Source organism: Pseudomonas fakonensis (assembly GCF_019139895.1).
GTDB lineage: Bacteria > Pseudomonadota > Gammaproteobacteria > Pseudomonadales > Pseudomonadaceae > Aquipseudomonas > Aquipseudomonas fakonensis.
The window spans coordinates 5,457,835-5,482,143 of record NZ_CP077076.1 but is presented as its reverse complement, the minus strand read 5'-3'; the positions used below and the strand labels follow the sequence as shown (position 1 = coordinate 5,482,143).

25 protein-coding genes are annotated in these 24,309 nt (G+C 64.1%); 13 read left to right on the top strand and 12 right to left on the bottom strand.

Translation table 11 applies throughout. The features are described 5' to 3' along the window. Positions 1–35 precede the first annotated feature (35 nt). Positions 36–623 carry a cytokinin riboside 5'-monophosphate phosphoribohydrolase gene (locus KSS94_RS24175; RefSeq protein ID WP_217840550.1) on the bottom strand — a complete coding sequence of 196 codons (588 nt, stop codon included), beginning with the start codon at positions 621–623 and terminating at the stop codon, positions 36–38. A gap of 344 nt (positions 624–967) precedes the next feature. Between KSS94_RS24175 and azu the strand changes: the two genes are divergently transcribed. Continuing rightward, positions 968–1,414: an azurin gene (gene azu, locus KSS94_RS24170; RefSeq protein ID WP_217843659.1), complete on the top strand. Its 447-nt coding sequence runs from the start codon at positions 968–970 to the stop codon at positions 1,412–1,414. Between the two features lie 141 nt (positions 1,415–1,555). Here azu and nadE read toward each other — a convergent pair whose 3' ends face one another. Continuing rightward, positions 1,556–2,383: an NAD(+) synthase gene (gene nadE, locus KSS94_RS24165; protein WP_217840549.1), complete on the bottom strand. Its 828-nt coding sequence runs from the start codon at positions 2,381–2,383 to the stop codon at positions 1,556–1,558. Positions 2,384–2,386: 3 nt separating this feature from the next. Beyond that, a complete protein-coding gene (gene pncB / locus KSS94_RS24160) occupies positions 2,387–3,592 on the bottom strand; it encodes a nicotinate phosphoribosyltransferase (protein ID WP_217840548.1) in 1,206 nt (401 codons plus the stop codon). Positions 3,593–4,053: 461 nt separating this feature from the next. Here pncB and KSS94_RS24155 point away from each other — a divergent pair, with 461 nt between their 5' ends. From KSS94_RS24155 to KSS94_RS24130, 6 genes are all read left to right on the top strand, one after another. Continuing rightward, on the top strand, positions 4,054–5,190 hold the full coding sequence (locus tag KSS94_RS24155; RefSeq protein ID WP_217840547.1) for an ABC transporter substrate-binding protein: 1,137 nt from the start codon (positions 4,054–4,056) through the stop codon (positions 5,188–5,190). A gap of 154 nt (positions 5,191–5,344) precedes the next feature. After that, a complete protein-coding gene (locus KSS94_RS24150; RefSeq protein WP_217840546.1) occupies positions 5,345–6,259 on the top strand; it encodes an ABC transporter permease subunit in 915 nt (304 codons plus the stop codon). Between the two features lie 2 nt (positions 6,260–6,261). Then, the gene (livM, locus tag KSS94_RS24145) at positions 6,262–7,563 is read left to right on the top strand and encodes a high-affinity branched-chain amino acid ABC transporter permease LivM (protein WP_217840545.1); all 1,302 of its coding nucleotides are present in this window, start codon (positions 6,262–6,264) and stop codon (positions 7,561–7,563) included. Continuing rightward, positions 7,560–8,435, top strand: a complete 876-nt coding sequence (locus tag KSS94_RS24140; RefSeq protein ID WP_217840544.1) for an ATP-binding cassette domain-containing protein — start codon at positions 7,560–7,562, stop codon at positions 8,433–8,435. The genes livM and KSS94_RS24140 overlap by 4 nt, the downstream gene beginning before the upstream one ends. Beyond that, entirely contained in the window at positions 8,432–9,148 is a 717-nt protein-coding gene (locus KSS94_RS24135; RefSeq protein WP_009683302.1) for an ABC transporter ATP-binding protein, read from the top strand. Before KSS94_RS24140 ends, KSS94_RS24135 begins: the two co-directional genes overlap by 4 nt. 647 nt (positions 9,149–9,795) lie before the next feature. Next, positions 9,796–10,563: an SDR family oxidoreductase gene (locus tag KSS94_RS24130; RefSeq protein WP_217840543.1), complete on the top strand. Its 768-nt coding sequence runs from the start codon at positions 9,796–9,798 to the stop codon at positions 10,561–10,563. A gap of 81 nt (positions 10,564–10,644) precedes the next feature. Here KSS94_RS24130 and KSS94_RS24125 read toward each other — a convergent pair whose 3' ends face one another. The 3 genes from KSS94_RS24125 to KSS94_RS24115 form a co-directional block, all read right to left on the bottom strand. Beyond that, on the bottom strand, positions 10,645–11,733 hold the full coding sequence (locus KSS94_RS24125; RefSeq protein ID WP_217840542.1) for an AGE family epimerase/isomerase: 1,089 nt from the start codon (positions 11,731–11,733) through the stop codon (positions 10,645–10,647). A 90-nt stretch (positions 11,734–11,823) separates the two neighbouring features. Beyond that, the gene (fabR, locus tag KSS94_RS24120) at positions 11,824–12,456 is read right to left on the bottom strand and encodes an HTH-type transcriptional repressor FabR (protein WP_217840541.1); all 633 of its coding nucleotides are present in this window, start codon (positions 12,454–12,456) and stop codon (positions 11,824–11,826) included. 123 nt (positions 12,457–12,579) lie between these two features. Next, a complete protein-coding gene (locus KSS94_RS24115) occupies positions 12,580–13,035 on the bottom strand; it encodes a phage infection protein (RefSeq protein WP_217840540.1) in 456 nt (151 codons plus the stop codon). 338 nt (positions 13,036–13,373) lie between these two features. On the opposite strand from KSS94_RS24115, the gene KSS94_RS24110 reads away from it, so the two are divergent. Next, on the top strand, positions 13,374–15,440 hold the full coding sequence (locus KSS94_RS24110) for an AsmA family protein (protein WP_217840539.1): 2,067 nt from the start codon (positions 13,374–13,376) through the stop codon (positions 15,438–15,440). A gap of 114 nt (positions 15,441–15,554) precedes the next feature. On the opposite strand, the gene KSS94_RS24105 is transcribed toward KSS94_RS24110, so the two are convergent. Both KSS94_RS24105 and osmE read right to left on the bottom strand, forming a co-directional pair. After that, on the bottom strand, positions 15,555–16,082 hold the full coding sequence (locus KSS94_RS24105; protein WP_217840538.1) for a ferritin-like domain-containing protein: 528 nt from the start codon (positions 16,080–16,082) through the stop codon (positions 15,555–15,557). 35 nt (positions 16,083–16,117) lie between these two features. Further along, the gene (gene osmE, locus KSS94_RS24100) at positions 16,118–16,459 is read right to left on the bottom strand and encodes an osmotically-inducible lipoprotein OsmE (protein WP_217840537.1); all 342 of its coding nucleotides are present in this window, start codon (positions 16,457–16,459) and stop codon (positions 16,118–16,120) included. A 124-nt stretch (positions 16,460–16,583) separates the two neighbouring features. Between osmE and KSS94_RS24095 the strand changes: the two genes are divergently transcribed. Beyond that, on the top strand, positions 16,584–17,474 hold the full coding sequence (locus KSS94_RS24095; protein WP_217840536.1) for an esterase/lipase family protein: 891 nt from the start codon (positions 16,584–16,586) through the stop codon (positions 17,472–17,474). A 172-nt stretch (positions 17,475–17,646) separates the two neighbouring features. Here KSS94_RS24095 and KSS94_RS24090 read toward each other — a convergent pair whose 3' ends face one another. Then, complete coding sequence (locus KSS94_RS24090; RefSeq protein ID WP_217840535.1) at positions 17,647–18,525, bottom strand: DMT family transporter; 879 nt, start codon at positions 18,523–18,525, stop codon at positions 17,647–17,649. A 215-nt stretch (positions 18,526–18,740) separates the two neighbouring features. Here KSS94_RS24090 and KSS94_RS24085 point away from each other — a divergent pair, with 215 nt between their 5' ends. Together KSS94_RS24085 and KSS94_RS24080 are read left to right on the top strand one after the other, a co-directional pair. Further along, complete coding sequence (locus KSS94_RS24085; protein WP_217840534.1) at positions 18,741–19,025, top strand: PsiF family protein; 285 nt, start codon at positions 18,741–18,743, stop codon at positions 19,023–19,025. A 70-nt stretch (positions 19,026–19,095) separates the two neighbouring features. Next, complete coding sequence (locus tag KSS94_RS24080; protein ID WP_217840533.1) at positions 19,096–20,103, top strand: AI-2E family transporter; 1,008 nt, start codon at positions 19,096–19,098, stop codon at positions 20,101–20,103. A gap of 90 nt (positions 20,104–20,193) precedes the next feature. Here the strand turns inward: KSS94_RS24080 and KSS94_RS24075 are convergent, their stop codons facing one another. Next, positions 20,194–21,465 (bottom strand): Hsp70 family protein, encoded by a 1,272-nt coding sequence (locus tag KSS94_RS24075; RefSeq protein ID WP_217840532.1) that lies wholly within the window; start codon positions 21,463–21,465, stop codon positions 20,194–20,196. 163 nt (positions 21,466–21,628) lie between these two features. Between KSS94_RS24075 and cbpA the strand changes: the two genes are divergently transcribed. Then, positions 21,629–22,588: a curved DNA-binding protein gene (cbpA, locus tag KSS94_RS24070; protein ID WP_217840531.1), complete on the top strand. Its 960-nt coding sequence runs from the start codon at positions 21,629–21,631 to the stop codon at positions 22,586–22,588. A 2-nt stretch (positions 22,589–22,590) separates the two neighbouring features. Then, positions 22,591–22,896 (top strand): chaperone modulator CbpM, encoded by a 306-nt coding sequence (locus KSS94_RS24065; protein WP_217840530.1) that lies wholly within the window; start codon positions 22,591–22,593, stop codon positions 22,894–22,896. Positions 22,897–23,059: 163 nt separating this feature from the next. Here the strand turns inward: KSS94_RS24065 and KSS94_RS24060 are convergent, their stop codons facing one another. Further along, complete coding sequence (locus KSS94_RS24060) at positions 23,060–23,575, bottom strand: GNAT family N-acetyltransferase (protein WP_217840529.1); 516 nt, start codon at positions 23,573–23,575, stop codon at positions 23,060–23,062. Positions 23,576–23,606: 31 nt separating this feature from the next. Beyond that, the gene (gene urtE, locus KSS94_RS24055; protein WP_217840528.1) at positions 23,607–24,305 is read right to left on the bottom strand and encodes an urea ABC transporter ATP-binding subunit UrtE; all 699 of its coding nucleotides are present in this window, start codon (positions 24,303–24,305) and stop codon (positions 23,607–23,609) included. Between the last annotated feature and the right edge of the window lie 4 nt (positions 24,306–24,309).

The window sequence follows — 24,309 nt, the reverse complement described above, 5'->3', positions numbered from 1 at the left end:
GCAATCGCGGGGCAAGCCCGCTCCCACGGTTGGATTCAATCCGGGGCCTTGTCCACCCACTTCGGCGCCACCGGCGCGACAAAACGGTCCATCCCATCCAGCAGCTCATCCGGCTGCTGCGCCAGCTGCAACATCGCCCGGTGCTGCGGCCGCACAAAGCCCTCTTCGACCACATGGTCGAGGAACCCGCCCAGCTTTTCATAAAAGCCGTTCACATCCAGCAGCCCCAGCGGCTTGGCGTGGTAGCCCAGTTGCCCCCAGGTCCACACCTCGAACAATTCTTCCAGCGTACCCAACCCGCCCGGCAGGGCGATGAAGGCATCGCTGAGCTCGGCCATGCGCGCCTTGCGCGCGTGCATGCCGTTCACCACCTCAAGACGGCTCAGGCCTTTGTGGCCGACTTCGGCGTCCAACAGGCTCTGGGGGATGATGCCGACCACTTCGCCACCGGCGGCCATGGCCGCATCGGCGACGATGCCCATCAGGCCGACCGCACCGCCACCGTATACCAACGTCAGGCCGCGACCGGCGATGGCCTGGCCAAGGGCGATGGCTGCTTCACGGTAGGCGGGGTTGGCACCGGTGCTGGCGCCGCAGAACACACAAACGGAACGTACTGGCATTGCTTGTCTCCCTTCACAGGGCTGACAGGGTAAGGCGCAAGGCCGCGACTTGAAAGCCCGATCACTCCGGGCGGGAGAACTCGCAGGCCGCGCCGGTGGCGCCCTGGGCGTAGGCGGCGAGCAAGCTGTTGATGAAACTTGAGAGGGACATTTCAATTACTCCTAAATGAGAGGTTGTCCCATCGTCTATCAAGAGGGCATGATGTGCTCTTAGATTGGTTGTATACAATCCATTGAACAATTCAACTGGCTGGCCACTTGACAGCCCTTGACCCACATCAGCAAGGGGCAGGGTGGTTTCAGGCAGTCTCGCAATTGATAAAACCCTGCCAAGGAGATTCATGATGTTTGCGAAAGCTGTAGCGGTATCCCTGCTGACCCTCGCCAGCGCCTCGGTGTTCGCCGCTGACTGCAAGGTGACGGTCGATTCGACCGACCAGATGTCGTTCAACACCAAGGAATTCACCATCGACAAGAGCTGCAAGACCGTCGAAGTCGAACTGACTCACGGTGGCAGCCTGCCGAAGAACGTCATGGGCCATAACCTGGTGATCAGCAAGACTGCCGACATGCAGGGCATTGCCACCGAGGGTATGTCCCAAGGGCTGGACAAGGACTACATCAAGGCCGACAACGCGGCGATCATCGGCCACACCAAGATGATCGGCGCCGGCGAGAAGAGCTCCATCACCCTGGACACTTCCAAGCTGGAAGCCGGTGGCGACTACAGCTTCTTCTGCACCTTCCCGGGCCACATCTCGATGATGAAGGGCAAGGTTGTAGTCAAGTAAGCCAAGCCTGACGCTGGGCTCTGTGGGAGCAACTGTCTTGTGCTGCCTGAACCGGCCTAATCGCCGGCAAGCCGGCTCCTACAGGTACCAGTCCCTGTGGGGGCGGGTAAACCCGCTCCCACAGGTCTTTCTACAGCCTGATCAAGGCGCGAACGGCAGTTCGCGCTTGTGCTGGGTCTTGCGGTAGGTGGCGACGATGATGTCGAACGCCTGCTGATCCACCGGCAACCCGTGCAGGAAGGCATCGATCTGCTGGTAGGTCACGCCATGCGACGCTTCGTCCGGCTTGCCTGGCTCCAGGTCTTCAAGGTCGGCAGTCGGTACTTTTTCGACCAGCGACTCCGGCGCGCCGAAGCTGCGTGCGATCGCCCGTACCTGGTTTTTCACCAGCCCGCTCAGCGGCGCCAGGTCGCAGGCACCATCACCGAACTTGGTAAAGAAACCCATCACCGCCTCGGCGGCGTGGTCCGTACCAATCACCAGGCCCGCGCGGGCACCGGCGATGGTGTACTGGGCGACCATGCGGGTACGTGCCTTGACGTTGCCGACCACGAAGTCCACCAGGGTGGGCGAACCGGTCTTCAGCTCCTGTACCTCGGCCGCCAGGGCCTTCACCGCCGGGGCGATGTCGATGGTGTGCACTTCGTCGGCCTTGATCACGTCCAGGCAGGCCTGGGCGTCGTGCTCGTCATGCTGCACCTGGTACGGCAGGCGCACGGCGATGAAGGTGTAGGCTTGGTCGCCGGTCTCGGCGCGCAGCTCGTTGATGGCGCGCTGCGCGAGCAGGGCGGCGGTCAGTGAGTCGACGCCGCCGCTGATGCCCAGCACCAGGGTCTTGAGCCGGGCATTGGCCAGGCAGTCCTTGATGAACGCCACGCGCCGGGCCACGTCGGCCTCGAGCGCTGCGGCATCTGCGAACGGCGGCTGTACCTTCAGCGCCTGGGCAATCTCTTGCTGAACCGCTTGCATGGGTTACTCCTTGCTGGGGACTTTGAATACATGGCGCATGTAGGCGACGAAGTTCTCGTCGCGGCACTGGGTCTTGGCGGCTTCATCGGAAATCTTCGCCACCGGCGAGCCGTTGCAGTCGGTCATTTTAAGCACGATGCTCATCGGCGCCACACCGGGGATGTCGCAGGTCAGGTTGGTGCCGATGCCAAAGCTGACGTTGATGCGACCGCGCAGGGCACGGAAGATTTCCAGCGAGCGGGTCAGGTTCAGGCCATCGGAGAACACCAGGGTCTTGGTCATCGGGTCGATGCCCAGTTTCTGGTAGTGGGCGATGGCCTTTTCGGCCCAGGCCACCGGCTCGCCCGAGTCGTGGCGCAAGCCATCGAAAAGCTTGGCGAAGTACAGGTCGAAATCTTTGAGAAACGCATCCATGGTGATGCAGTCGGTCAGGGCAATGCCCAGCAGGCCGCGATACTCGCGCACCCAGCAGTCCAGCGCGGCGATCTGGCTGTCGATCAGCCGCGGGCCCAGCTGTTGGTGGGCCATGATCCATTCATGGGCCATGGTGCCCAGCGGCTTGATGTCCAGCTTCCAGGCCAGGTCGACGTTGCTGGTGCCGACGAAGCGGCCCGGGAATTCATCGCGCAGTACCCGCACCACTTCTTCCTGCACGCGGCCCGAGAAACGCCGGCGGGTGCCGAAGTCGGCCACCTGCAGTTCGGCCAGCTCGTCAGTGCTGGCGTGGGCGCGCAGCCAGTCGAACTTGCGCAGCAACTGGTCGCGGGCTTCTGCCAGGCGCATGTGCGGGTGCAAATGGCGGTTGCGCACTTCGCTGATGATCGCCAGCAGCGGCACTTCGAACAGGATCACGTGCAGCCACGGGCCTTTGAGGCGCAGGAACAACTGGTCGTTCTCGATGCCAAGGCGCACATAGCGCAGGTTGAAGCGGAACAGGCGCAGAAAGCGCAGAAAGTCTGGCTTGAGGAAGCTGATGCGCTCGAGGAAGGCCAGCTGGCCGTCGTCCAGGGTGAGTTCGCAGAGCCGTTCGAGCTGCTGGCGGATATCGGCGAGGTAGGGGCGCAGGTCCTCGCCGTTGCGGCAGCGAAATTCCCATTCGACGTCGGCGTCCGGGTAGTTGTGCAGCACGCCCTGCATCATCGTCAGCTTGTAGAAGTCGGTGTCGAGCAGGTTGTGCACGATGCGCTCGGCGAATGCGCTCTCGCTCATCAGGGGGAAGCTCCAAGGCGGGCAATGGGCGGTATTGTGCCAGCCTTTTCGGCCTTGATGTGCCTGCACTGCCATACCTGTAGGAGCCGGCTTGCCGGCGATAGGGCCCTGGCAGGTAAATTTCCGTGTACCAGCTAGCCTTGAAACGGTGCCCCCTGTAGCAGTCGCGCACCAGCGGTGTGCACTTCGGTGACGGTGCGCGGTTACAGGGTGGTTGCACGTTAACACTCGCAAGGGTTGCAATGATGGCACTTGATGGTTGCGACTTGCTCAGGCGGGCGGTGGCGCCTGCCCCGTGGCAGACGGTTGCACGCTCAATAAAGAAAAGGCCGCCGGTCGCCTCGCCCAACCCTTCACCGCGTGTTTTCCCGGAAGACAAAACCAATGGCACGGCCCTTGCTCAAAGCACAGGGCTGAGAAGTTGTAGTGCCAACCAAAAAAAACTCTAGGAGCACCACCTCATGTCGCAGACGTTTTACAAGAAAGGTTTCCTGGCACTGGCGGTAGCCACCGCACTGGGTGTTTCTTCGTATGTTCAGGCCGACGTCAAGATCGGTGTCGCGGGGCCCATGACCGGGGCCAACGCAGCGTTTGGCGAGCAGTACATGAAAGGTGCGCAGGCAGCGGCCGACAAGATCAACGCCGCCGGCGGCGTCAACGGCGAGAAGATCGTCCTGGTCAAGGGCGATGACGCCTGCGAACCCAAGCAGGCCGTGTCCGTGGCCAACCGCCTGGTCGACCAGGACAAGGTCATCGGCGTGGTGGGGCACTTCTGCTCCTCCAACACCATCCCCGCCTCCGAGGTGTACGACGAGGCCGGCGTGATCGCCATCACCCCAGGCTCCACCAACCCGCAGGTTACCGAGCGTGGCCTGTCGGCGATGTTCCGCATGTGCGGGCGCGACGACCAGCAGGGCATCGTCGCCGGCAACTACATCGTCGATGTGCTCAAGGGCAAGAAGGTTGCGGTGATCCATGACAAGGACACCTACGGCCAGGGCCTGGCTGATGCCACCAAGGCGCAGCTGGAGAAGCGCGGCGTGAAGCCTGTGCTGTACGAAGGCCTGACCCGTGGCGAGAAAGACTTCAGCGCCCTGGTGACCAAGATCCGCGCCGCTGGTGCCGATGTCGTCTACTTCGGTGGCCTGCACCCGGAAGCCGGCCCACTGGTACGCCAACTGCGCGAGCAGGGCCTGAAGGACGTCAAGTTCATGTCCGATGACGGCATCGTCACCGACGAACTGGTGGCCACTGCCGGTGGCGCCCAGTTCGTCGACGGCGTGTACATGACCTTCGGCGCCGACCCGCGCCTGCTGCCGGAAAGCAAGGCAGTGGTCGAGGAGTTCCGCAAGGCTGGCACCGAGCCGGAAGGCTACACCTTGTATGCCTATGCCTCGATCCAGGCGCTGGCCGCAGGCTTCAACGGCGCCAAGTCGAACAAGGGCGAAGACGCCGCCAAGTGGCTCAAGTCCCACCCGGTCGACACCGTGATGGGCAAGAAGGAATGGGACGGCAAGGGCGACTTGAAAGTCTCCGACTACGTGGTCTACCAGTGGGACAAGGACGGCAAGTACCACCAGCTGGAACAACAAAAATAACAACGGCATCCGGCCCGGGCACAAGCCCGGGCCATTGCCCCCGCGGTACCTGTCCTTATTCGGAGACCTGCACGGTTCTGCGCTGCTGGGGCCGCTTCATCCGTGGCTTTACGTGGTCGGCGCTCGTGCAGTCTCGCTCAGGTGAGATTGCGTTATGGATGGTATTTTCCTGCAGCAACTGGTCAACGGCCTGACCCTCGGGTCGGTCTACGGCCTGATCGCCATCGGCTACACAATGGTCTATGGCATCATCGGCATGATCAACTTCGCGCACGGCGAGGTGTACATGATCTCCGCGTACCTCGCGGCGATCAGCCTGGCATTGCTGGCTTACTTCGGTATCGAATCCTTCCCGCTGCTGATGCTCGGCACGCTGCTGTTCACCGTGGTGGTCACCGGCGTCTATGGTTTCACCATCGAGCGCATCGCCTACAAACCCCTGCGCAACTCCACCCGCCTGGCCCCGCTGATCAGCGCCATCGGTATTTCGCTGATCCTGCAGAACTACGCGCAGCTCAGCCAGGGCGCGCGCCAGCAAGGGGTACCGACCCTGCTCGAAGGCGCCTGGCGCGTCGATATCGGCAGCGGTTTCGTGCAGCTCACCTACACCAAGATCTTCATCCTGGTGGCCGCCTTCGTCGGCATGGGCCTGCTCACCTACGTCATCAAGTACACCAAGCTCGGGCGCATGTGCCGGGCCACCCAGCAAGACCGCAAGATGGCCTCGATCCTGGGCATCAACACCGACCGGGTGATCTCCTACGTGTTCGTCATCGGCGCGGTGATGGCCGCCCTGGCCGGCGTGCTGATCACCATGAACTACGGCACCTTCGACTTCTACGCGGGCTTCATCATCGGCATCAAGGCCTTCACCGCCGCGGTGCTCGGCGGCATCGGCTCGCTGCCAGGGGCCATGCTCGGCGGGATCATCCTGGGCATTTCCGAGTCGCTGTTCTCGGGCATGATCAACTCCGACTACAAGGACGTGTTCAGCTTCTCGTTGCTGGTGATCATCCTCATCTTCCGTCCACAAGGCCTGCTGGGCCGCCCACTCGTGGCTAAGGTGTGAACATGTCCGTTGCCAATACTGCCCAAGCAACACAAAACAAGGGGCTCGACCTCAAGCGCAGCCTGATCGAAACCGTCGTCGGCGGCCTGCTGGCGCTGATCGTGTTCGGCCCGGTGGTCGGCGTGGTGCTCGACGGCTACAGCTTCAATGCCGAGCCCCGCCGCGTGGCCTGGCTGGTGGGTGCGGTGATGGTCGGGCGCTTCGTGCTCAGCCTGTTCCTGCAGAGCGCCGCCGGCCAGCGTATCCAGCAGGGCTTCGACAGCGGCGGCTCCGGCGTGCACGTGCTGGCGCCCGACTACAAGACCCGCCTGCGCTACATCATCCCGGCGCTGATCGTGATCGCCATCGTGTTCCCGATCTTTGCCAACAAGTACCTGCTGACCGTGGTCATCCTCGGCCTGATCTACGTGCTGCTGGGCCTGGGCCTGAATATCGTGGTGGGCCTGGCCGGGCTGCTCGACCTGGGCTATGTGGCGTTCTACGCCATCGGCGCCTACGGCCTGGCGCTGGGTTACCAGTACCTGGGCCTGGGCTTCTGGAGCGTACTGCCGCTGGCGGCCATTGCCGCGGCGTTGGCGGGGTGCATATTGGGCTTCCCGGTGCTGCGCATGCACGGTGACTACCTGGCCATCGTCACCCTGGGCTTCGGCGAGATCATCCGCCTGGTGCTGAACAACTGGCTGTCGTTCACCGGTGGCCCCAACGGCATGCCGGCGCCGTCGCCGACGTTCTTCGGGTTGGAATTCGGCCGCCGGGCAAAGGACGGCGGGGTGCCGATCCACGAGTTCTTCGGCTTCGAATACAACGCCAACCTCAAGTTCGTGTTCATCTACGCCGTGCTGTTCATGGTCGTGCTGGCGGTGCTGTACATCAAGCACCGCCTGACCCGCATGCCGGTCGGCCGGGCCTGGGAAGCGCTGCGCGAAGACGAGATCGCCTGCCGCTCCATGGGCCTGAACCACGTGCTGGTCAAACTCTCGGCCTTCACCCTGGGGGCCTCTACTGCAGGCCTTGCCGGGGTGTTCTTCGCCACCTACCAAGGCTTCGTCAACCCATCCTCGTTCACCTTCTTCGAGTCGGCGCTGATCCTCGCCATCGTGGTGCTGGGCGGTATGGGCTCGACCGTGGGGGTGGTGATCGCAGCCTTCGTGCTGACCGTGGCGCCGGAGCTGTTGCGCAGCTTCTCCGAATACCGCGTGCTGCTGTTCGGGGTGCTGATGGTGCTGATGATGATCTGGCGACCGCGGGGGCTGATCCGCATCAGCCGTACCGGTGTGGTCCCGCGTAAAGGAGTGGCGCCATGAGCGATGAAATCATCCTGTCGGTCGACAACCTGATGATGCAGTTCGGCGGCATCAAGGCGCTCAGCGACGTCAGCCTGAAGGTCAAGCGCAACCAGATCTTCGCCCTGATCGGCCCCAACGGCGCCGGCAAGACCACCGTGTTCAACTGCCTCACCGGCTTCTACAAGGCCAGCGGCGGGCGCATAGAGCTGAACGTGCGCGGCAGCCACACCAACGTCATCCAGCTGCTTGGCGAGCGCTTCCAGGCGGCCGACTTCGTGTCGCCGGCGCGCTTTGCCAACCGCCTGTACTACAAGATGTTCGGCGGCACCCACCTGGTCAACCGCGCGGGCCTAGCGCGCACCTTCCAGAACATTCGCCTGTTCAAGGAAATGTCGGTGGTGGAAAACCTGCTGGTGGCCCAGCACATGTGGGTCAATCGCAACCTGCTGGCCGGGGTGCTCAACACCAAGGGCTACCGCCAGGCCGAAAGCGATGCGCTGGACCACGCGTTCTACTGGCTGGAGGTGGTTGACCTGGTGGACTGCGCCAACCGCCTGGCCGGGGAGTTGTCGTACGGCCAGCAGCGCCGCCTGGAAATCGCCCGGGCCATGTGCACGCGGCCGAAGATCATCTGCCTGGACGAGCCGGCGGCGGGCCTCAACCCGCAAGAGACCGAAGCCCTCAGCCGCATGATCCGCGTGCTGCGTGACGAGCACGACATCACCGTGGTGCTGATCGAGCACGACATGGGCATGGTCATGAGCATCTCCGACCACATCGTCGTGCTCGACCACGGCAACGTGATCGCCGAAGGTGCCCCGCAGGATATCCGCAACAACCCGACGGTGATCGCCGCCTACCTGGGTGCCGACGAAGAGGAATTGGTATGAGTGCACCCATTCTGGAGCTCAAGGACCTGGACGTGTTCTACGGGCCCATCCAGGCGCTGAAAAAGGTCTCGATGCATATCAACGAAGGCGAGACGGTGAGCCTGATCGGCGCCAACGGCGCCGGCAAGTCGACCCTGTTGATGTCGATTTTCGGCCAGCCCCGGGCTGCGTCCGGGCAGATCGTCTACCGCGGCACCGACATCACCCGCAAGTCGTCGCACTACATCGCCTCCAACGGTATTGCCCAGTCGCCGGAAGGGCGCCGGGTGTTCCCCGACATGAGCGTCGAGGAAAACCTGATGATGGGTACCATCCCCATCGGCGACAAGCACGCCGACGAGGACATGCAGCGCATGTACGAGCTGTTCCCGCGGCTCAAGGAGCGGCGCAACCAGCGGGCCATGACCATGTCCGGCGGCGAGCAGCAGATGCTCGCCATCGCCCGGGCGTTGATGAGCCGGCCCAAGTTGCTGTTGCTGGACGAGCCGTCGCTGGGGCTGGCGCCGATCGTGGTCAAGCAGATCTTCTCGACCCTGCGCGAACTGGCCAAGACCGGCATGACCATCTTCCTGGTGGAGCAGAACGCCAACCATGCGTTGAAGCTCTCGGACCGCGCCTATGTGATGGTCAACGGGCAGATTCGCATGACCGGTACCGGGCAGGAGCTGTTGGTCAATGAAGAGGTAAGGAGCGCGTACCTCGGCGGGCATTGAGTCAGTCATCGCGGGGCAAGCCCGCTCCCACGCGGTTCAATGCGTGGGAGCGGGCTTGCCCCGCGATGCGTTTCATGCTGCCTTCGCACATGTGGACAACTTGTCGCATATCTTTCCAGCGACCTCCCACAACCCCCACGCAACCCCTTGTTTGCACAGCTACAAATCTTTCCACTGAATATGTGGAACCGCCTGTGGAAAACATGGTGGCATGTCGCGCTACGCCGTATATATCAAGGCCTACAGCGCGCTGATCAATATTTAACCATCTAGCGCTTGTGCATGATTTTCCTGCACTTTTCGGTCTGCAAACACTTCATCCACAGCTCACGATTTTCTGTGGATAACTCTGTGAGAAACCCTTGGACATACCGCCGCAACCTGCATGGTTGAAAGCGTTGCGCCATCAGCGAAAGATTTCCACAGATTCCCCGGCGGCGATTCGGTTCCCTGAACCCGACGAGTTGCCCCCAATCCATGGGGAAAGCCTTGTGGATAACATGCGCATAGCCTGGCCAGGCCCCTCTGTTACGGGGCTTTTCCGGTGTTGATCGTTTTTTGAGCATACGCTGAAACGGTTGTCGCCAACGCCTGCGCCGGGCATGCTGCAAGGCCTGCCGACCATTACCCACTGCGAGGAGCAACGCATGACGTCCACCGTATTCATCACTGGCGCAACTTCCGGTTTCGGTGAGGCCACTGCCCGCCGCTTTGCCGACGCAGGCTGGAAACTGGTCCTCACCGGCCGTCGCAAGGAGCGCCTGGACGCGCTGTGCGCCGAGCTGTCGGCCAAGACCGAAGTGCACAGCCTGGTGGTCGATGTGCGTGACCGCAAGGCCATGGAAGAGGCCATCGCCAGCCTGCCGCCGGCCTTCGACAAGCTCCAGGCCCTGGTCAACAACGCAGGCCTGGCCCTGGGGGTGGATGCGGCGCAGAACTGCAGCCTGGATGACTGGGAGACCATGGTCGACACCAACATCAAGGGCCTGATGTACACCACCCGCCTGCTGCTGCCACGCCTGATCGCCCACGGCCGTGGTGCGTCGATCCTCAACGTCGGTTCGGTAGCGGGCAACTACCCGTACCCGGGCAGCAACGTGTACGGCGGCACCAAGGCCTTCGTCGGCCAGTTCTCCCTGAGCCTGCGCTGCGACCTGCGCGGCACGGGCGTGCGGGTCAGCAACATCGAGCCGGGTCTGTGCGAGAGCGAGTTCTCGCTGGTGCGCTTCGGTGGCGACCAGGCCAAGTACGATGCCACCTACGCCGGCGCCGAGCCGATTCAGCCGCAGGACATCGCCGACACCATCTTCTGGATCCTCAACCAGCCGGCCCACGTCAACATCAACAGCCTCGAGCTGATGCCGGTGAGTCAGGACTGGGCCGGGTTCTCCATCGACCGGTCGGCCAAGGGCTGATCTCAACGACCAATCGCCGGCAAGCCGGCTCCTACATGGGGTCCCGATCAACCTGTAGGAGCCGGCTTGCCGGCGATGGCGTCAGCTCAGGCCCTGCAAGCCTTCCAGGCAGGTCGCCAGGTGGTAGGGCGTGGTCGAAGGCATGTCATGCCGGCTGACGGCACCCGCGTCATCGCGGCACTCATGCCAACCGCCTTCATGCAGGAAGCGTGACTCCAGCGCCTGTAACTGCTTGGCTAGCTTGCCCTCATTGCCCGAGCGCAAAGCCAATGCCCGCAGGTACTCCGCCTGCGCCCAGATGCGCTGAGTGGCATCGAGCACCGTGCCATCGCTATCGAGCATCGCCAGTACTGCCGAATCCCTCACGCCGTGCTGCTCGGCGTAGCTGAACCCACGTTCGATAGAGCTGTGCAACGCAGTACCGCGCAGCAGCGGTGAGGTTTCCAGCAGGTAAAACCATTCAAACTGGTGCCCCGGCTCGAACCAGTTATCCACAGCCCCGCGTGGTTTCTCCAACATCAGCCCGTGTTGCGGTTCGACGAAGTGCTCCTGGAGCGCTTCACACAGTTGCAACAGCGCCTGCTGCACTTCGTCGTCCTCACGCACGGCAAGCACTTGCAGGAAGGCTTCTGCCAGGTGCATCTGCGGGTTCTGCAGCGGGCCGCTGCCAAGGTCTGCCCAGTCTTCACCCAGGCTGGCTTCGAACAGGCCGTCGTCGCGGGCGAACTGCTCGGTTATTACTTCCAGCGCAGCATTCAGGGTGGCCTCGACCAGGCCTTCGCCGACCTTGCCCCAGTAGTGCGCGCAGGCGAACACGATGAAGGCGTGGGTGTAGAGGTCCTTGCGCCGGTCCAGCGGTTTACCGTCGGCGTCGATGCTGTAGAACCAGCCGCCGTGCTCGGCGTCGTGGAAGTGCTTTTGCAGCGAGCGGAACAGCGCCGCAGCCCGTTCGGCCGCGCCCGGCTGGCCGATGCGGCTGCTGAACAGGTACAGCTGGCGGGCGCAGGCCATGGCCCGGTAGCGCTGCACAGGCAGGGGGCGGTGGTTTGCGTCCAGTGCCTCGTAGGGCAGGGCCAGGTCGGCGTTCCAGCCCGGGCCTTGCCACAGCGGCACGATGCGCTCGGCGAAATGCTGGCGGAAACGGGTCAATGCAGGGCGGGGGTCGGACATGCTGGCGCTCGTGGACGGTCGGTCGGGCAGGGCGCAATGGTAGCAGAAGTGGGGGCAAGCCCGCTCCCACGGTCCCTTCTAACCTGGGTATCAGCCCGGGTTACCCAACCCTTGCCAATGCCGCGCGCCGACGAAGATGAAGCGCAGCTGCTGGGTAATCTTCTCCTGCGCGCTCATGGCCTGGGAGCCACTGACGTCATCACTGTCGATCAACTCGGGCAGGGTGGCGAACACGGTCTTGACCACCAGGTCGGCCATCACCGCCAGGGCCGCAGCGTTCAGGTGCTGCCAGCGCGGCATGCGCGCAAGGTCGGTGGCCAGGTCGTTGCTGATGTCGTGGCGCAGCCGCGCGATGGCCTGGCGCACGGCCTGGGAGCCGCCGTACTGCTCGCGGGCGAGAAACAGGAACTGCGCACGGTGAGCGGTCACCACGTCGAGGAAGATGCGCACCGAGGCGTCGGTGATGCCGCCCAGTTCGAATTCGTTTTGCCGCACCAGGCGGATGGTCTGGCGGAAGGTGGTGTCGACCTCGTCCACCAGGGCCAGGCCCAGGGCGTCCATGTCGGGGAAGTGGCGGTAAAAACCGGTGGGTACGATACCCGCGGCCTTGGCCACCTCACGCAGGCTGATGCTGCCGAAACCACGGCCGCTCTCCATGAGCAGGCAGGCGGCATCCAGCAGGGCCTGGCGGGTTTGCAGCTTCTGTTCGGCACGCGGCAGCATGGGGGCGCAGTCTTGTGGTGGTGAAGCTGGGCATTCTGGATAAAAAAACGAAGCCCGGTCAATGGACCGGGCTTGGAGGGGAGCAGGCGCAGTGGGGCGGGTTGTTGTTCTCGGCCATTGTGATCAGCTCACACGGCTGAGTTCAACCAAACGGTCCGAGCCACCTTCGGCTACGCGGTCATTACGCTCGATCAGGCGGTCCGAGCCACCTTCGGCGACGCGGTCATTACGCTCGATCAGGCGGTCCGAGCCACCTTCGGCGACGCGGTCATTACGCTCGATCAGACGGTCCGAGCCACCTTCGGCTACGCGGTCGTTGCGTTCGATCAGGCGATCAGAGCCACCTTCGGCGACGCGGTCATTACGTTCGATCAGGCGGTCCGAACCACCTTCGGCCAGACGGCCAGCGCGTTCCTGCAGGCGTTCTGCGCCGCCTTCGGCCAGTGTGTTCAGGGGCTGGGCGACAGTGGCTGCGCTGGAGCGCGATTCGGCGGTCAGGTGCTGGTCGGCGGCCGGCAGGGCGAAGGCGTTGGCGGCCAGTACGGAAAGGGTCAGGCTCAGCAGCAGATGGCGTTTCATGATTCGGTGCTCCTCTCGGGGGCTGGAAAGTGGGTACGAGGGCAATGCTACGCCGCGTAACGCCAGAGAGAAGTTCATCCGGGTAATGGTAACAATCGACGTTATTGATACTCTGCCGCGAAGGCTCTGGGTCAATGTTTTCAGGGGTTAGGGTGGCATTTTGCCAAGCCTTCCTGGCAGTAACACGCCGGTGTTCGCAAGGCGCAAACCTGGGCAAGGCATCAGGAAAAACTTGGTTATGATGGCACCCGGATTAAACCCGGCGGGTTTTCATCAGTCCCACCTTTTAAGTGCCACCGTTACGCCGCCCCGTGCCACGCAGTCAGGAGAACCACGCAATGACGCGCCCAGCCAGAATCCTCGTCTGGACCTTCGCCACCCTCGCCACCCTGCTGGCGATCCTGGTGGTGGTGATCGCCACCTTCGACTGGAACCGGGTCAAGCCGTTGCTCAACGAGAAGGTCTCCGAGGCCTTGCATCGGCCGTTCGCGATCAACGGCAACCTGGCCGTGCACTGGCGCACCGAACCCGAAGAAAGCGGCTGGCGTGCCTATGTGCCGTGGCCGCATTTCAGCGCCGAAGACCTGACCCTGGGCAACCCCGACTGGCTCAAGGAGCCGCGCATGGTGGGGCTTGAGCGCGTGGAGTTTCGCCTGGCACCGCTGCCGTTGATCGTACAGCGCATCAGCATCCCGCGCATCGACCTGGTCAAGCCCACCGCCAGCCTGACGCGCCTGGCCGATGGCCGGGCCAACTGGACTTTCGACTTTGGCCCCGAGGATGACAGCGCCGAGCCGTCGAAGTGGGAGCTGGATATCGGTGCCATCGGCTTTGACCAGGGCAATGTCAGCTTCGACGACCAGACCCTCAAGGCCAGCATGAAGGTGCAGATCGACCCGCTGGGCAAGCCCATCCCGTTCAGCGACATCGTCGGCAAGGCCCGCGCGGAAAAAGCCGGCGGCGCCCAGGACTACGCCTTCGCCATCAAGGCCCAGGGCCGCTACAAGGACCAGGCGGTGGCGGCCACCGGCAAGATCGGCGGCCTGCTGGCGCTGCAGGACGCCCGCCAGCCGTTCCCGCTGCAGGCCGATGCGCGTATTGGCGACACCCACGTGGTGCTGGCCGGTACCCTCACCGACCCGCGCAACCTCGGTGCCCTCGACCTGCGCCTGAAGCTGTCGGGCAGCAGCCTGGGTAACCTCTTCCCGCTGACCGGCGTCACCCTGCCGGATACCCCGGCGTACGCCACCGACGGCCACCTCAACGCCAACCTGCATGCCGCAGGCGGCGCGCAGTTCCGTTACGAGGGCTTCAACGGCAAGATCGGCGACAGCGACATCCACGGCGACCTGGCGTTCGTCGCCAGCCAGCCGCGGCCCAAGTTGTCGGGCAAGCTGGTGTCCAACCAGCTGCTGTTCAAGGACCTGGCACCCTTGATAGGCGCCGACTCCAACAGCGAGCAGAAGGCCCGTGGCGGTGCCAGCAAGCAGCCCACCGGCAAGGTGCTGCCGGTGGAGGAGTTCCGTACCGAGCGCTGGCGCGCCATGGACGCCGACGTGACCTTTGCCGGCAAGCGCATCGTGCACAGCGAAAAACTGCCGTTCAACGACCTGTCGGCCCACGTGATTCTCGACGACGGCCTGCTGCGCCTGGAGCCGCTGCGCTTCGGCGTGGCCGGTGGCAACCTCGATTCGAACATCCGCCTGGACGGGCGCAGCACGCCGATGCAGGGCCGTGCACAACTCACCGCCCGGGGCTTCAAGCTCAAGGAGTTGTTCCCCACCTTCGCGCCCATGCAAACCAGCTTCGGCGAGCTCAACGGCGATGCCGACATCAGCGGCCGCGGCAATTCGGTGGCGGCGCTGCTGGGCACCTCCAACGGCGACCTGCGCCTGTTGATCAACGATGGCGCCATCAGCCGCAGCCTGATGGAGATTGCCGGGCTCAACGTGGGCAACTACGTGATCGGCAAGCTGTTCGGCGACGAGGACGTGAAGATCAACTGCGCGGCGGCCAACGTTGGCATCAAGGATGGCCTGGCCACCACCCGCCTGTTCGTCTTCGATACCGAGAACGCGATCATCTACATCGACGGCACGGCCAACTTCGCCAGCGAGCAACTGGACCTGAAGATCACCCCCGAGTCCAAGGGCCTGCGCCTGTTCTCGCTGCGCTCGCCGCTGTACGTGCGCGGGCCGTTCGCCAAGCCCAATGCCGGGGTGCAGGCGGTGCCGCTGGCGCTGCGGGGCGCGGGCATGGTGGCGCTGGGGGTGGTGGCCGGGCCTGCGGCCGGGCTGCTGGCGCTGATCGCGCCGAGCAGTGGGGATGTGCCCAACCAGTGCACGCCACTGTTGCAGCAGATGAAGGCCGGCAAGGCGCCGGCGGCGGTGAAGAAGCACAAATAGCAGGGGGGCCGCTGTGCGGCCCATCGCGGCACAAGGCCGCTCCTACAAGGGGAATGCAATCCTCTGTAGGAGCGGCCTTGTGCCGCGATGGGCTGCAAAGCAGCCCCCCAGCAATTACAGACCCTGAAGCAAATCCGACATATCGTCCGCGTGTTCTTCTTCCTGGGCCAGGATGTCCTCGAAGATGCGCCGCGTGGTCGGGTCCTTGTCACCGATGTACTGGATGATCTCGCGGTAACTGTCGATGGCGATGCGCTCGGCCACCAGGTCTTCCAGCACCATCTCCTTCAGCGTACTGCCAGCCACGTATTGGGCGTGGGAGTTCTTCGTCAGGTTGTCGGGGTTGAAGTCCGGCTCGCCGCCCAACTGCACGATGCGTTCGGCCAGCTTGTCGGCGTGCTCGGCTTCCTGGTTGGCGTGCTCGAGAAACTCGGCAGCGGCGACGCTGGCCTTGATGCCGCTGGCCATGAAGTAGTGGCGCTTGTAACGCAGTACACACACCAGCTCAGTGGCCAGCGACTCGTTCAGCAGGCGCAGGATCTTCTCGCGGTCGGCGTGGTAACCCTCGGTCACCGCGCCTTGCTCGACGTGCTGGCGGGCACGTTCGCGCAGGGTCTTCACATCGGTCAGTTCAACGCTCATGTTCATCTCCGAAAGCATCAGGGTGGTCATCGGTGTCATGCGCCGTGGGCGGCGTCGCGGTCTTCTTCACGTTGCTTGCAGGTCTTGAAGCCCTTGGCATCGACATGGCCGGTGGCGTCGAAGCGCACGTAGTAGGGCTGCTGGTGGCCGTCGCGGTTGAGGATGTAGTCGTTGCAGGTGCCGCCATGGGGCAGGTCGATCACGCTGGACGGGCTACCACCGATGGCGATGACCTTCTGCATGGTCATGCCGTTCTCCACCTGCTTGACCAGCGGCTCGTTGCGGTAGGTGACGTAGTCCACCGGGTTTTCCGGGCGGCTGCCGCAGGCGGCGAGGGTGGCGCTTGCCAGAAGGATGGCCAGGGTCTGCTTGTACATGGTCCCGCTCCTTGCTCAAGGGGTGTTCTGCTTGGAACCGCACGGCGTGCCGGGAGTTCGATTGCGATGGTCACCGGGGGCGCTGTAGTGTTGGCTGATCGTCCATGGACAAGGGGCTGGGGCTATGGCGCAGGAGTTGGCCACGCGGTATCCGTTGGTGCTGGTGCCGGGCATGTTCGGCTTTGTGCGGCTGGTGCTGTACCCCTACTGGTTCGGCATCGTCCCGGCGTTGCGTCGGGGGGGCGCCCGAGTGTTCCCGGTGCAGGTCTCGCCGCTGCATTCCAGCGAGGTGCGCGGCGAACAGTTGCTGGCGATCATCGAGGATATCTGCCGGCGAACGGGGGCCGACAAGGTCAACCTCATTGGCCATAGCCAGGGTGCACTCAGCGCCCGCTATGCTGCCGCCAAACGCCCGGAGCGGGTGGCCTCGGTTACCTCGGTGGCTGGCCCCAACCATGGCTCGGAATTGGCCGACCACCTGGAGCGCACGGCGCCGGGCGACTCACCTCAGGGCCGCATCCTCAAGGCGATCCTGCACGGGCTGGCGGTGTTGATGGGCTGGCTGGAGACCGGCTGGCGCCGGGAGCGCTTGCCGGTGGATGTGCACGCTTCGCACCAGTCGCTCACCACCTGGGGTGTGGATGAGTTCAACCAGGCTTACCCACAAGGGCTGCCCGAGGTGTGGGGCGGGGAGGGGCCGGGCGAAGTGAACGGGGTGCGTTACTACTCGTGGTCCGGCACCCTGCAGCCAGGGCTGACTGACCAGGGGCGCAACCGTTTCGATGGCAGCAACCGCTTCTGCCGGCTGTTCGCCCGTAGCTTCGTGCGCGAGAAGGGCCAGTGCGACGGCATGGTCGGGCGGTTCAGCTCGCACCTTGGGCAGGTGATTGGTGATGACTACCCGCTGGACCATCTGGATATCGTCAACCAGTCCCTCGGCGCCGTGGGCAAGGGCGCCGAGCCGGTGCGGCTGTTCACCGAGCATGCCGCGCGGCTGAAGGCGGCGGGGCTGTGAACAGGCAGGCTGAAACCAAATTTGCAACCAGGCTGCATTCCCCTGTAGGAGCGGCCTTGTGCCGCGATGGGCTGCGTACCGGCCCCAGGTTCTAGGCATCATTCAACATTGCCGGGGCCGCTTTGCGGCCCATCGCGGCACAAGGCCGCTCCTACAGTGATCGCGCATCTGTTTACAACGTGCGGCGCACCGGCGTGGTCCAGCGCTCGGCCAGCAGCACGCCGGCCAGGGTCAGCAGCCCGCCATACAGGTGGTAACTGGCCAGTTGCTCATCCAGCACCGCCGCGGCAATCACCGCCGTTACCACCGGCAGCAGGTTGAAGAACAGCGTGGTGCGGCTCGGCCCCAGGCGGTGCACGGCCTGCATCCACACCAGCGGCGCAACCATCGAGGCCAGCACGCAGGCATACAGCACAAGGCCGATGTTGTGGCCGTTCAGGCCAGTCTTGTCCGACAGCACGAACAGCGGCAGCAATACGATGATCGCCACCAGCACTTGCAGGTACAGCAGTTGCAGCGGCGGCAGGCGCAGTTGCCATTTCTTCAGCAAAAAGCTGTACAGCGCATACGCCAGGGTGGCCAGCAGCATCATCAGGTCGCCGCGGTTCAGGCCCTGGTGTAGCAGCGCCGCTGGCTGCCCGGCGGAAACCACCTCGAGCACCCCAAAGAACGACACCAGTGCCCCCAGCAAGGCGCCGTAGCTCAGGCGCTGGCCCAGCCAGGCGATGGACAGCGCCAGCGACATCAACGGCATCAGCGACAGGATGATGCCCATGTTGGTGGCGCTGGTGATACTGGCGGCGAAGTACGCCAGGCTCTGGTACATGGCCATGCCCAGTACCCCGAGCACGAACACCTTGCCCAGGTGCGGGCCAACGGCGGCGCGGTTGCGCCATACTTGCGGCAGCAGGAACGGGGTGAACAGCAGGCCGGCCAGCAGCCAGCGGTAAAAGCCGATCTCGGCCGGGTGGATAGCGCCGGCGGACATCTTGGTGACCACGGTGTTGCCGGCCCAGATGAGGATGGCGATAAGGGGGAACAGGTAATTCATTTCAACTCTCGAGTAGCGACTTTGCCCTGTAGGAGCTGGCTTGCCAGCGATGGGGCCGGGGCGGGTAGATGCTCTCGCAGGCCCGGCCTCATCGCCGGCAAGCCGGCTCCTACAGATGGCGGTGATTATCGGCGCTATGGGCTGAGGTGTAAAAATTCTTGTCTACACTCAGCTCGATACGCGCGCACCGGGCGCGCAGGCAAGGAGACCACTCCATGAAGATGCTGCACGTACCCCTGCTGGTGCTGGGCCTGATGCTCGCCGGGCAAGGTTTTGCCGCCACCGCGCAACAGGAAAAGATGAAAACCTGCAACGCCGACGCCACCGCCAAGGCGCTCAAGGGCGATGAGCGCAAGGCGTTCATGAGCACCTGCCTGAAGAAGGACGTGCCGCAGACCCAGCAGGACAAGATGAAGACCTGCAACGCCGACGCCACCACCAAGGCGCTCAAGGGTGACGAGCGCAAGGCGTACATGAGCGACTGCCTGAAGAAGAAGTGACCGGCGCCTATGCCTGCGCCTTGAAGGCTGGCAGACTGCGGGTCTTTCCGCTGTCTGCCGTCGAGGCTGTATGACCTTCACCCCCCGCCAGATCTCCCTTGCCAGCCTGGTCATCGTCATGGGCGGGCTGTTGCTGGCCCTGCCGCTGAAACTGCTGCCCAGCCTGCTGGCGGGCCTGTTGGTGTTCGAGCTGGTCAACATGCTCACCCCGCGGCTGCAGCCATTGATTGCCGGGCAGCGTGCACGCTGGTTGGCCGTGGCGCTGCTCGGCACCCTGGTGGTCAGCACCCTGACCCTGCTGATTGCCGGTGCGTTCAGCTTTTTGCTGCACGAGGCCGAGAACCCCGGCGCCTCGCTGGACAAGTTCATGGGCCTGGTGGAGCGCGCCCGCAGCCAGCTGCCGCCGTTCATCGAAGGCTACCTGCCGGCCAGTGCGGCGGAGTTCAAGGTGGCCATCGGCGACTGGATCAAAAGCCACCTGAGCGACCTGCAACTGGTCGGCAAGGGCATGGCGCACATGTTCGTCACCTTGCTGATCGGCATGATCCTGGGGGCCATCATTGCCCTGCAGCGCATCCCCGACCTGTCCCGGCGCAAGCCGCTGGCCGCGGCGCTGTTCGAGCGCCTTAACCTGCTGGTGCAGGCGTTTCGCAACATCGTCTTCGCGCAGATCAAGATCTCGCTGCTCAACACCGCGTTCACCGGCATCTTCCTGGCCGTGGTGCTGCCGCTGTTCGGCGTGCACCTGCCGCTGACCAAGACGCTGATCGTGCTGACCTTCCTGCTGGGGCTGCTGCCGGTGATCGGCAACCTGATGTCCAACACCCTGATCACCATCGTCGGGCTGTCGTTGTCGCTGTGGGTGGCGGCGGCGGCCTTGGGCTACCTGATCGTGATCCACAAGGTCGAGTACTTCCTCAACGCGCGCATCGTTGGCGGGCAGATCAGTGCCAAGTCGTGGGAGCTGCTGCTGGCGATGCTGGTGTGCGAGGCGGCGTTCGGGCTGCCCGGGGTGGTGGCGGGGCCGATCTACTATGCGTACCTGAAGAGTGAGTTGAAGCGCATGGAGTTGGTGTAAGCCTGCTGCGGCCCCATCGCCGGCAAGCCGGCTCCTACAGGCGACGCGGAACCCTGTAGGAGCCGGCTTGCCGGCGATGGGGCCCTCGAATCACACCACGCCGTAGCGTTTACGCGCCTCGATCGCCAGCCCGCTGCCGATGCTGCCGAAGATATTGCCTTCCACATGCCGGGCATTGGGCAGCATCGCCGCCACGCTGTTGCGCAGCGCCGGGATGCCGCTGGAGCCGCCGGTGAAGAACACCGTGTCCACCTGCCCCTCGCTCACCCCGGCCTTGGCCAGTAGCTCGGTCACGCTGGCGCGCACACGTTCCAGCAAGCCGTCGATGGCCTCCTCGAACAGCGCCCGGGTCAGCTCGGCGGCCAGTTCAGGCTCTACCCGGCCCAGGTCGATGCGGCGGCTGTCGCGGTCGGTCAGCTCGATCTTGCTGGCTTCCACTTCCATCGCCAGCCAGTGGCCGGCACGCTGCTCGATCAGGTTGAACAGGCGGTCGATGCCGAGGGTATCCTCGATGTCGTAGCGCATGTTGCCCAGCGCCAGCTGCGACTTTTGCGCGTACAGGGCGTTGATGGTGTGCCAGGTGGCCAGGTTCAGGTGGTAGCTGGTGGGCATCAGCGCGCCGCTCTTCATCCGGCTGCCGTAGCCGAACAGCGGCATCACGCCCTGCAGGCTAAGCTGCTTGTCGAAATCGGTACCGCCAATGTGCACGCCGCCGGTGGCGAGGATGTCATCCTGGCGCTCGTCCACCCGATGGCGCTCCGGCGACAGGCGGATCAGGGTAAAGTCCGAGGTACCGCCGCCGATATCGACAATCAGCACCAGCTCTTCGCGGCTGATGCCCGACTCGTAGTCGAAGGCCGCAGCGATGGGCTCGTACTGGAACGACACATCCTTGAAGCCGATTTTGCGGGCAACCTCTGCCAGCGTATCCTCGGCCTCCTGGTCGGCAGCGGGGTCTTCGTCGACGAAGAACACCGGGCGGCCCAGCACCACCTGGTCAAAGTCGCGCTCGGCAGCGGTTTCGGCGCGCTTTTTCAGCTCGCCGATGAACATGCCCAGCAGGTCCTTGAACGGCAGGGCGCTGCCCAGCACGCTGGTATCGTGCTTGATCAGCTTGGAGCCCAGCAGGCTCTTGAGCGAGCGCATCAGGCGGCCTTCGTAGCCCTCGAGGTATTCGTGCAGGGCCAGGCGGCCGTACACGGGGCGACGCTCCTCGATGTTGAAGAACACCACCGATGGCAGGGTGATCTTGCCGTCTTCCAGGGCGATCAGCGACTCCACGCCCGGGCGGTGCCAGCCGACCGTGGAGTTGGAGGTGCCGAAGTCGATGCCGAGGGCACGAGCCGGGGATACGTCAGACATTTGCAAGGGCTTCCGGAGGTAAAACGGCCGCGCAGTTTATGCCAGTCACCGGCTAAATCAAGACCGGCCGTCTGCCATGGTGCAAGGCCACGGGAACCTTGAAAGGCTATGCTTGACCCCAATCTTCAGTGGCAACACGCACATTCTTACTGGTGATCCACAAATGGACTTCAAAGACTATTACAAGATACTCGGCGTAGAGCCGGGCGCGGACGACAAGGCGATCAAGGCCGCGTACCGCAAGCTCGCCCGCAAGTATCACCCCGACGTCAGCAAGGAGCGCGACGCCGAGGACAAGTTCAAGGAGGCCAACGAGGCCTACGAAGTGCTGGGCGACAAGGACAAGCGCGCCGAGTACGACGAGATCCGCAAGTACGGCGGCCAGCACGGCCGGCCATTCCAGGCCCCGCCTGGCTGGCAGGGCCGTGGCGGCAATGCCGGCGGTGGTTTCGAGGGCGGTGATTTTTCCGACTTCTTCAGCTCGATCTTCGGCGCGCGCGGCTCCAACCCGTTCGGCGGTGCCCGGCAACAACAACGCAGCGCCGGCAGGCGAGGGCAGGACGTGGAACTGGAACTGGCGGTGTTTCTTGAAGAGACCCTGAGCAAGGAGTCCAAGCAGATCAGCTTCCAGGTGCCGCAAACCAACGCCGCCGGGCAGCGCACCGGGTTCACCACGAAAACGCTGAACGTGAAAATCCCAGCCGGGGTGACCGACGGCGAGCGCATCCGCCTCAAGGGCCAGGGCGCCCCGGGCGTGGGCGGCGGCGCCAATGGCGATTTGTTCCTGACCATCCGCATGGCGCCGCACCCGCTGTTCGATGTCGAAGGTCATGATTTGATCATCACCGTGCCATTGGCACCGTGGGAAGCTGCACTGGGCGCCAAGGTGGCCGTGCCGACCCTGACCGGCAAGATCAACCTGACCATCCGCCCCGACAGCCAGAGCGGCCAGCGCCTGCGGGTAAAGGGCATGGGCCTTTTGAACAAGCAAGGCGAGCGCGGCGACCTGTACGCCCAGCTCAAGGTGGTGATGCCGGCCCAGTCCGACGCCAGCACCCGCGAGCTGTGGGGCAAGCTGGCTGAAAAAGCTGCGTTCGACCCGAGGACTCAATGGAGTAAGTGACCATGAGCAGCACCCTGATCGTTCAACTGGATATGCGAACCCTGTGTCGAGAGGCCGATGTCACGGCCGACTGCGTGATCGAGATCGTCGAGCACGGCATTGTTGAACCATCGGGGCGAACGCCCGAGGAGTGGCTGTTCGACGACCTCGCGCCGGTGACCCTCAAACGCGCGGTGAAGCTGCATCAGCAGCTGGAGCTGGAGTGGGAAGGGGTGGCGCTGGCGCTGGAGTTGCTGGAAGAGGTGCAGCAGTTGCGCAGCGAGAACAGCATGCTGAGGCAGCGGTTGGGGCGGTTTACCCAGATGTAAGCCTCGGCGCAGCCCCTCTGTAGGAGCGGCCTTGTGCCGCGAAAGGGCTGCGTAGCGGCCCCAGGTTCTCGGCATCATGCAAAATTGCCGGGGCTGCTGTGCAGCCCTTTCGCGGCACAAGGCCGCTCCTACAGGGGGCGCGCACTACCGCTCGTTCAGCCCCTCAACCCGGCTCCGCCCCCGGGTTCAACACCAACTGCATGAAGGTCAAATCCAACCAGCGGCCGAACTTCACCCCCACCTGGGGCATCTGCCCGGTCACCACGAAGCCCTGGCGCTCATGCAGGCGGATCGACGCGGCATTGCCGCTCTCGATGGCCGCCACCATCACATGCTTGCCGCAACCCCGCGCCCGCTCGATCAGCGCGGCCATCAGCACCGGCCCCAGGCCCTTGCCGCGTTGGTCGCCACGCACATACACCGAATGCTCCACGGTCAGCCGAAAACCTTCGAACGGGCGCCAGTCGCCGAACGAGGCATAACCCAGCACGCCGCTGTCATCCACCGCCACCAGAATCGGGTAGCCCTGCTGCGCGCGGGCCTCGAACCAGGCCTGGCGGTTGGCCAGGTCCACCGGGGTTTCGTTCCAGATCGCCGTGGTGTTGCGCACGGCGTCGTTGTAGATGTCGAGGATGCCCGGCAGGTCGGCGGGCAGGGCGTCGCGGATTGGGTAACTCATGACAGCGTCTCGCAAGGTGGTTGCTGGCAGATTAAATGGTTACCAGGCCGCGCACACCTTCGGCTTGCATGTTTTTGCCCCGGCCGCGCTGGATGATCTCGCCACGGGCCATCACCAGGTACTGGTCGGCCAGCTCTTCGGCAAAATCGTAGAACTGCTCCACCAGCAAAATCGCCATGTCGCCGCGGTCGGCGAGCTTGCGGATCACGGCGCCGATTTCCTTGATCACCGAGGGCTGGATGCCTTCGGTCGGCTCATCGAGAATCAGCAGCCGCGGGCGGCTGGCCAGGGCGCGGCCGATGGCCAGCTGTTGCTGCTGCCCGCCCGACAGGTCGCCGCCGCGGCGTTGTTTCATTTGCTCAAGCACCGGGAACAGCTCGTAGATGAACGCCGGCACCTCACGGGCCTCGCGGGCGGCAAAGCGTGACAGGCCCATCAGCAGGTTTTCTTCGACGCTCAGGCGCGGGAAGATCTCGCGGCCCTGGGGCACATAGGCGATACCGGCCTGCACCCGCTGCTGGGGCTTGAGCGCGGTGATCGGCTTGCCTTCCCATTCCACCCGGCCCTCGCGGGCCGGCAGCAGGCCCATCAGGCAGCGCAGCAGGGTGGTCTTGCCCACGCCGTTGCGGCCCAGAAGGCAGGTGACCTCGCCGATATTGGCCTCGAAGGACAAGCCGCGCAGGATGTGGCTGCCGCCGTAGTACTGGTGCAGGGTGTCGATTTTCAGCATGTGT

Excerpts from the sequence above, each read along its gene's own strand:
- KSS94_RS24175 (WP_217840550.1), bottom strand. The coding sequence starts at position 623 with ATGCCAGTACGTTCCGTTTGTGTGTTCTGCGGCGCCAGCACCGGTGCC.
- KSS94_RS24140 (WP_217840544.1), top strand. The coding sequence starts at position 7,560 with ATGAGCGATGAAATCATCCTGTCGGTCGACAACCTGATGATGCAGTTC.
- KSS94_RS24065 (WP_217840530.1), top strand. The coding sequence starts at position 22,591 with ATGAGCAGCACCCTGATCGTTCAACTGGATATGCGAACCCTGTGTCGA.
- KSS94_RS24150 (WP_217840546.1), top strand. The coding sequence starts at position 5,345 with ATGGATGGTATTTTCCTGCAGCAACTGGTCAACGGCCTGACCCTCGGG.
- KSS94_RS24095 (WP_217840536.1), top strand. The coding sequence starts at position 16,584 with ATGGCGCAGGAGTTGGCCACGCGGTATCCGTTGGTGCTGGTGCCGGGC.
- KSS94_RS24085 (WP_217840534.1), top strand. The coding sequence starts at position 18,741 with ATGAAGATGCTGCACGTACCCCTGCTGGTGCTGGGCCTGATGCTCGCC.
- KSS94_RS24115 (WP_217840540.1), bottom strand. The coding sequence starts at position 13,035 with ATGAAACGCCATCTGCTGCTGAGCCTGACCCTTTCCGTACTGGCCGCC.
- KSS94_RS24125 (WP_217840542.1), bottom strand. The coding sequence starts at position 11,733 with ATGTCCGACCCCCGCCCTGCATTGACCCGTTTCCGCCAGCATTTCGCC.
- azu (WP_217843659.1), top strand. The coding sequence starts at position 968 with ATGTTTGCGAAAGCTGTAGCGGTATCCCTGCTGACCCTCGCCAGCGCC.
- KSS94_RS24135 (WP_009683302.1), top strand. The coding sequence starts at position 8,432 with ATGAGTGCACCCATTCTGGAGCTCAAGGACCTGGACGTGTTCTACGGG.
- KSS94_RS24060 (WP_217840529.1), bottom strand. The coding sequence starts at position 23,575 with ATGAGTTACCCAATCCGCGACGCCCTGCCCGCCGACCTGCCGGGCATC.
- KSS94_RS24105 (WP_217840538.1), bottom strand. The coding sequence starts at position 16,082 with ATGAGCGTTGAACTGACCGATGTGAAGACCCTGCGCGAACGTGCCCGC.
- KSS94_RS24130 (WP_217840543.1), top strand. The coding sequence starts at position 9,796 with ATGACGTCCACCGTATTCATCACTGGCGCAACTTCCGGTTTCGGTGAG.
- KSS94_RS24155 (WP_217840547.1), top strand. The coding sequence starts at position 4,054 with ATGTCGCAGACGTTTTACAAGAAAGGTTTCCTGGCACTGGCGGTAGCC.
- KSS94_RS24090 (WP_217840535.1), bottom strand. The coding sequence starts at position 18,525 with ATGAATTACCTGTTCCCCCTTATCGCCATCCTCATCTGGGCCGGCAAC.
- KSS94_RS24075 (WP_217840532.1), bottom strand. The coding sequence starts at position 21,465 with ATGTCTGACGTATCCCCGGCTCGTGCCCTCGGCATCGACTTCGGCACC.
- KSS94_RS24080 (WP_217840533.1), top strand. The coding sequence starts at position 19,096 with ATGACCTTCACCCCCCGCCAGATCTCCCTTGCCAGCCTGGTCATCGTC.
- pncB (WP_217840548.1), bottom strand. The coding sequence starts at position 3,592 with ATGAGCGAGAGCGCATTCGCCGAGCGCATCGTGCACAACCTGCTCGAC.
- KSS94_RS24110 (WP_217840539.1), top strand. The coding sequence starts at position 13,374 with ATGACGCGCCCAGCCAGAATCCTCGTCTGGACCTTCGCCACCCTCGCC.
- urtE (WP_217840528.1), bottom strand. The coding sequence starts at position 24,305 with ATGCTGAAAATCGACACCCTGCACCAGTACTACGGCGGCAGCCACATC.
- livM (WP_217840545.1), top strand. The coding sequence starts at position 6,262 with ATGTCCGTTGCCAATACTGCCCAAGCAACACAAAACAAGGGGCTCGAC.
- fabR (WP_217840541.1), bottom strand. The coding sequence starts at position 12,456 with ATGCTGCCGCGTGCCGAACAGAAGCTGCAAACCCGCCAGGCCCTGCTG.
- osmE (WP_217840537.1), bottom strand. The coding sequence starts at position 16,459 with ATGTACAAGCAGACCCTGGCCATCCTTCTGGCAAGCGCCACCCTCGCC.
- nadE (WP_217840549.1), bottom strand. The coding sequence starts at position 2,383 with ATGCAAGCGGTTCAGCAAGAGATTGCCCAGGCGCTGAAGGTACAGCCG.
- cbpA (WP_217840531.1), top strand. The coding sequence starts at position 21,629 with ATGGACTTCAAAGACTATTACAAGATACTCGGCGTAGAGCCGGGCGCG.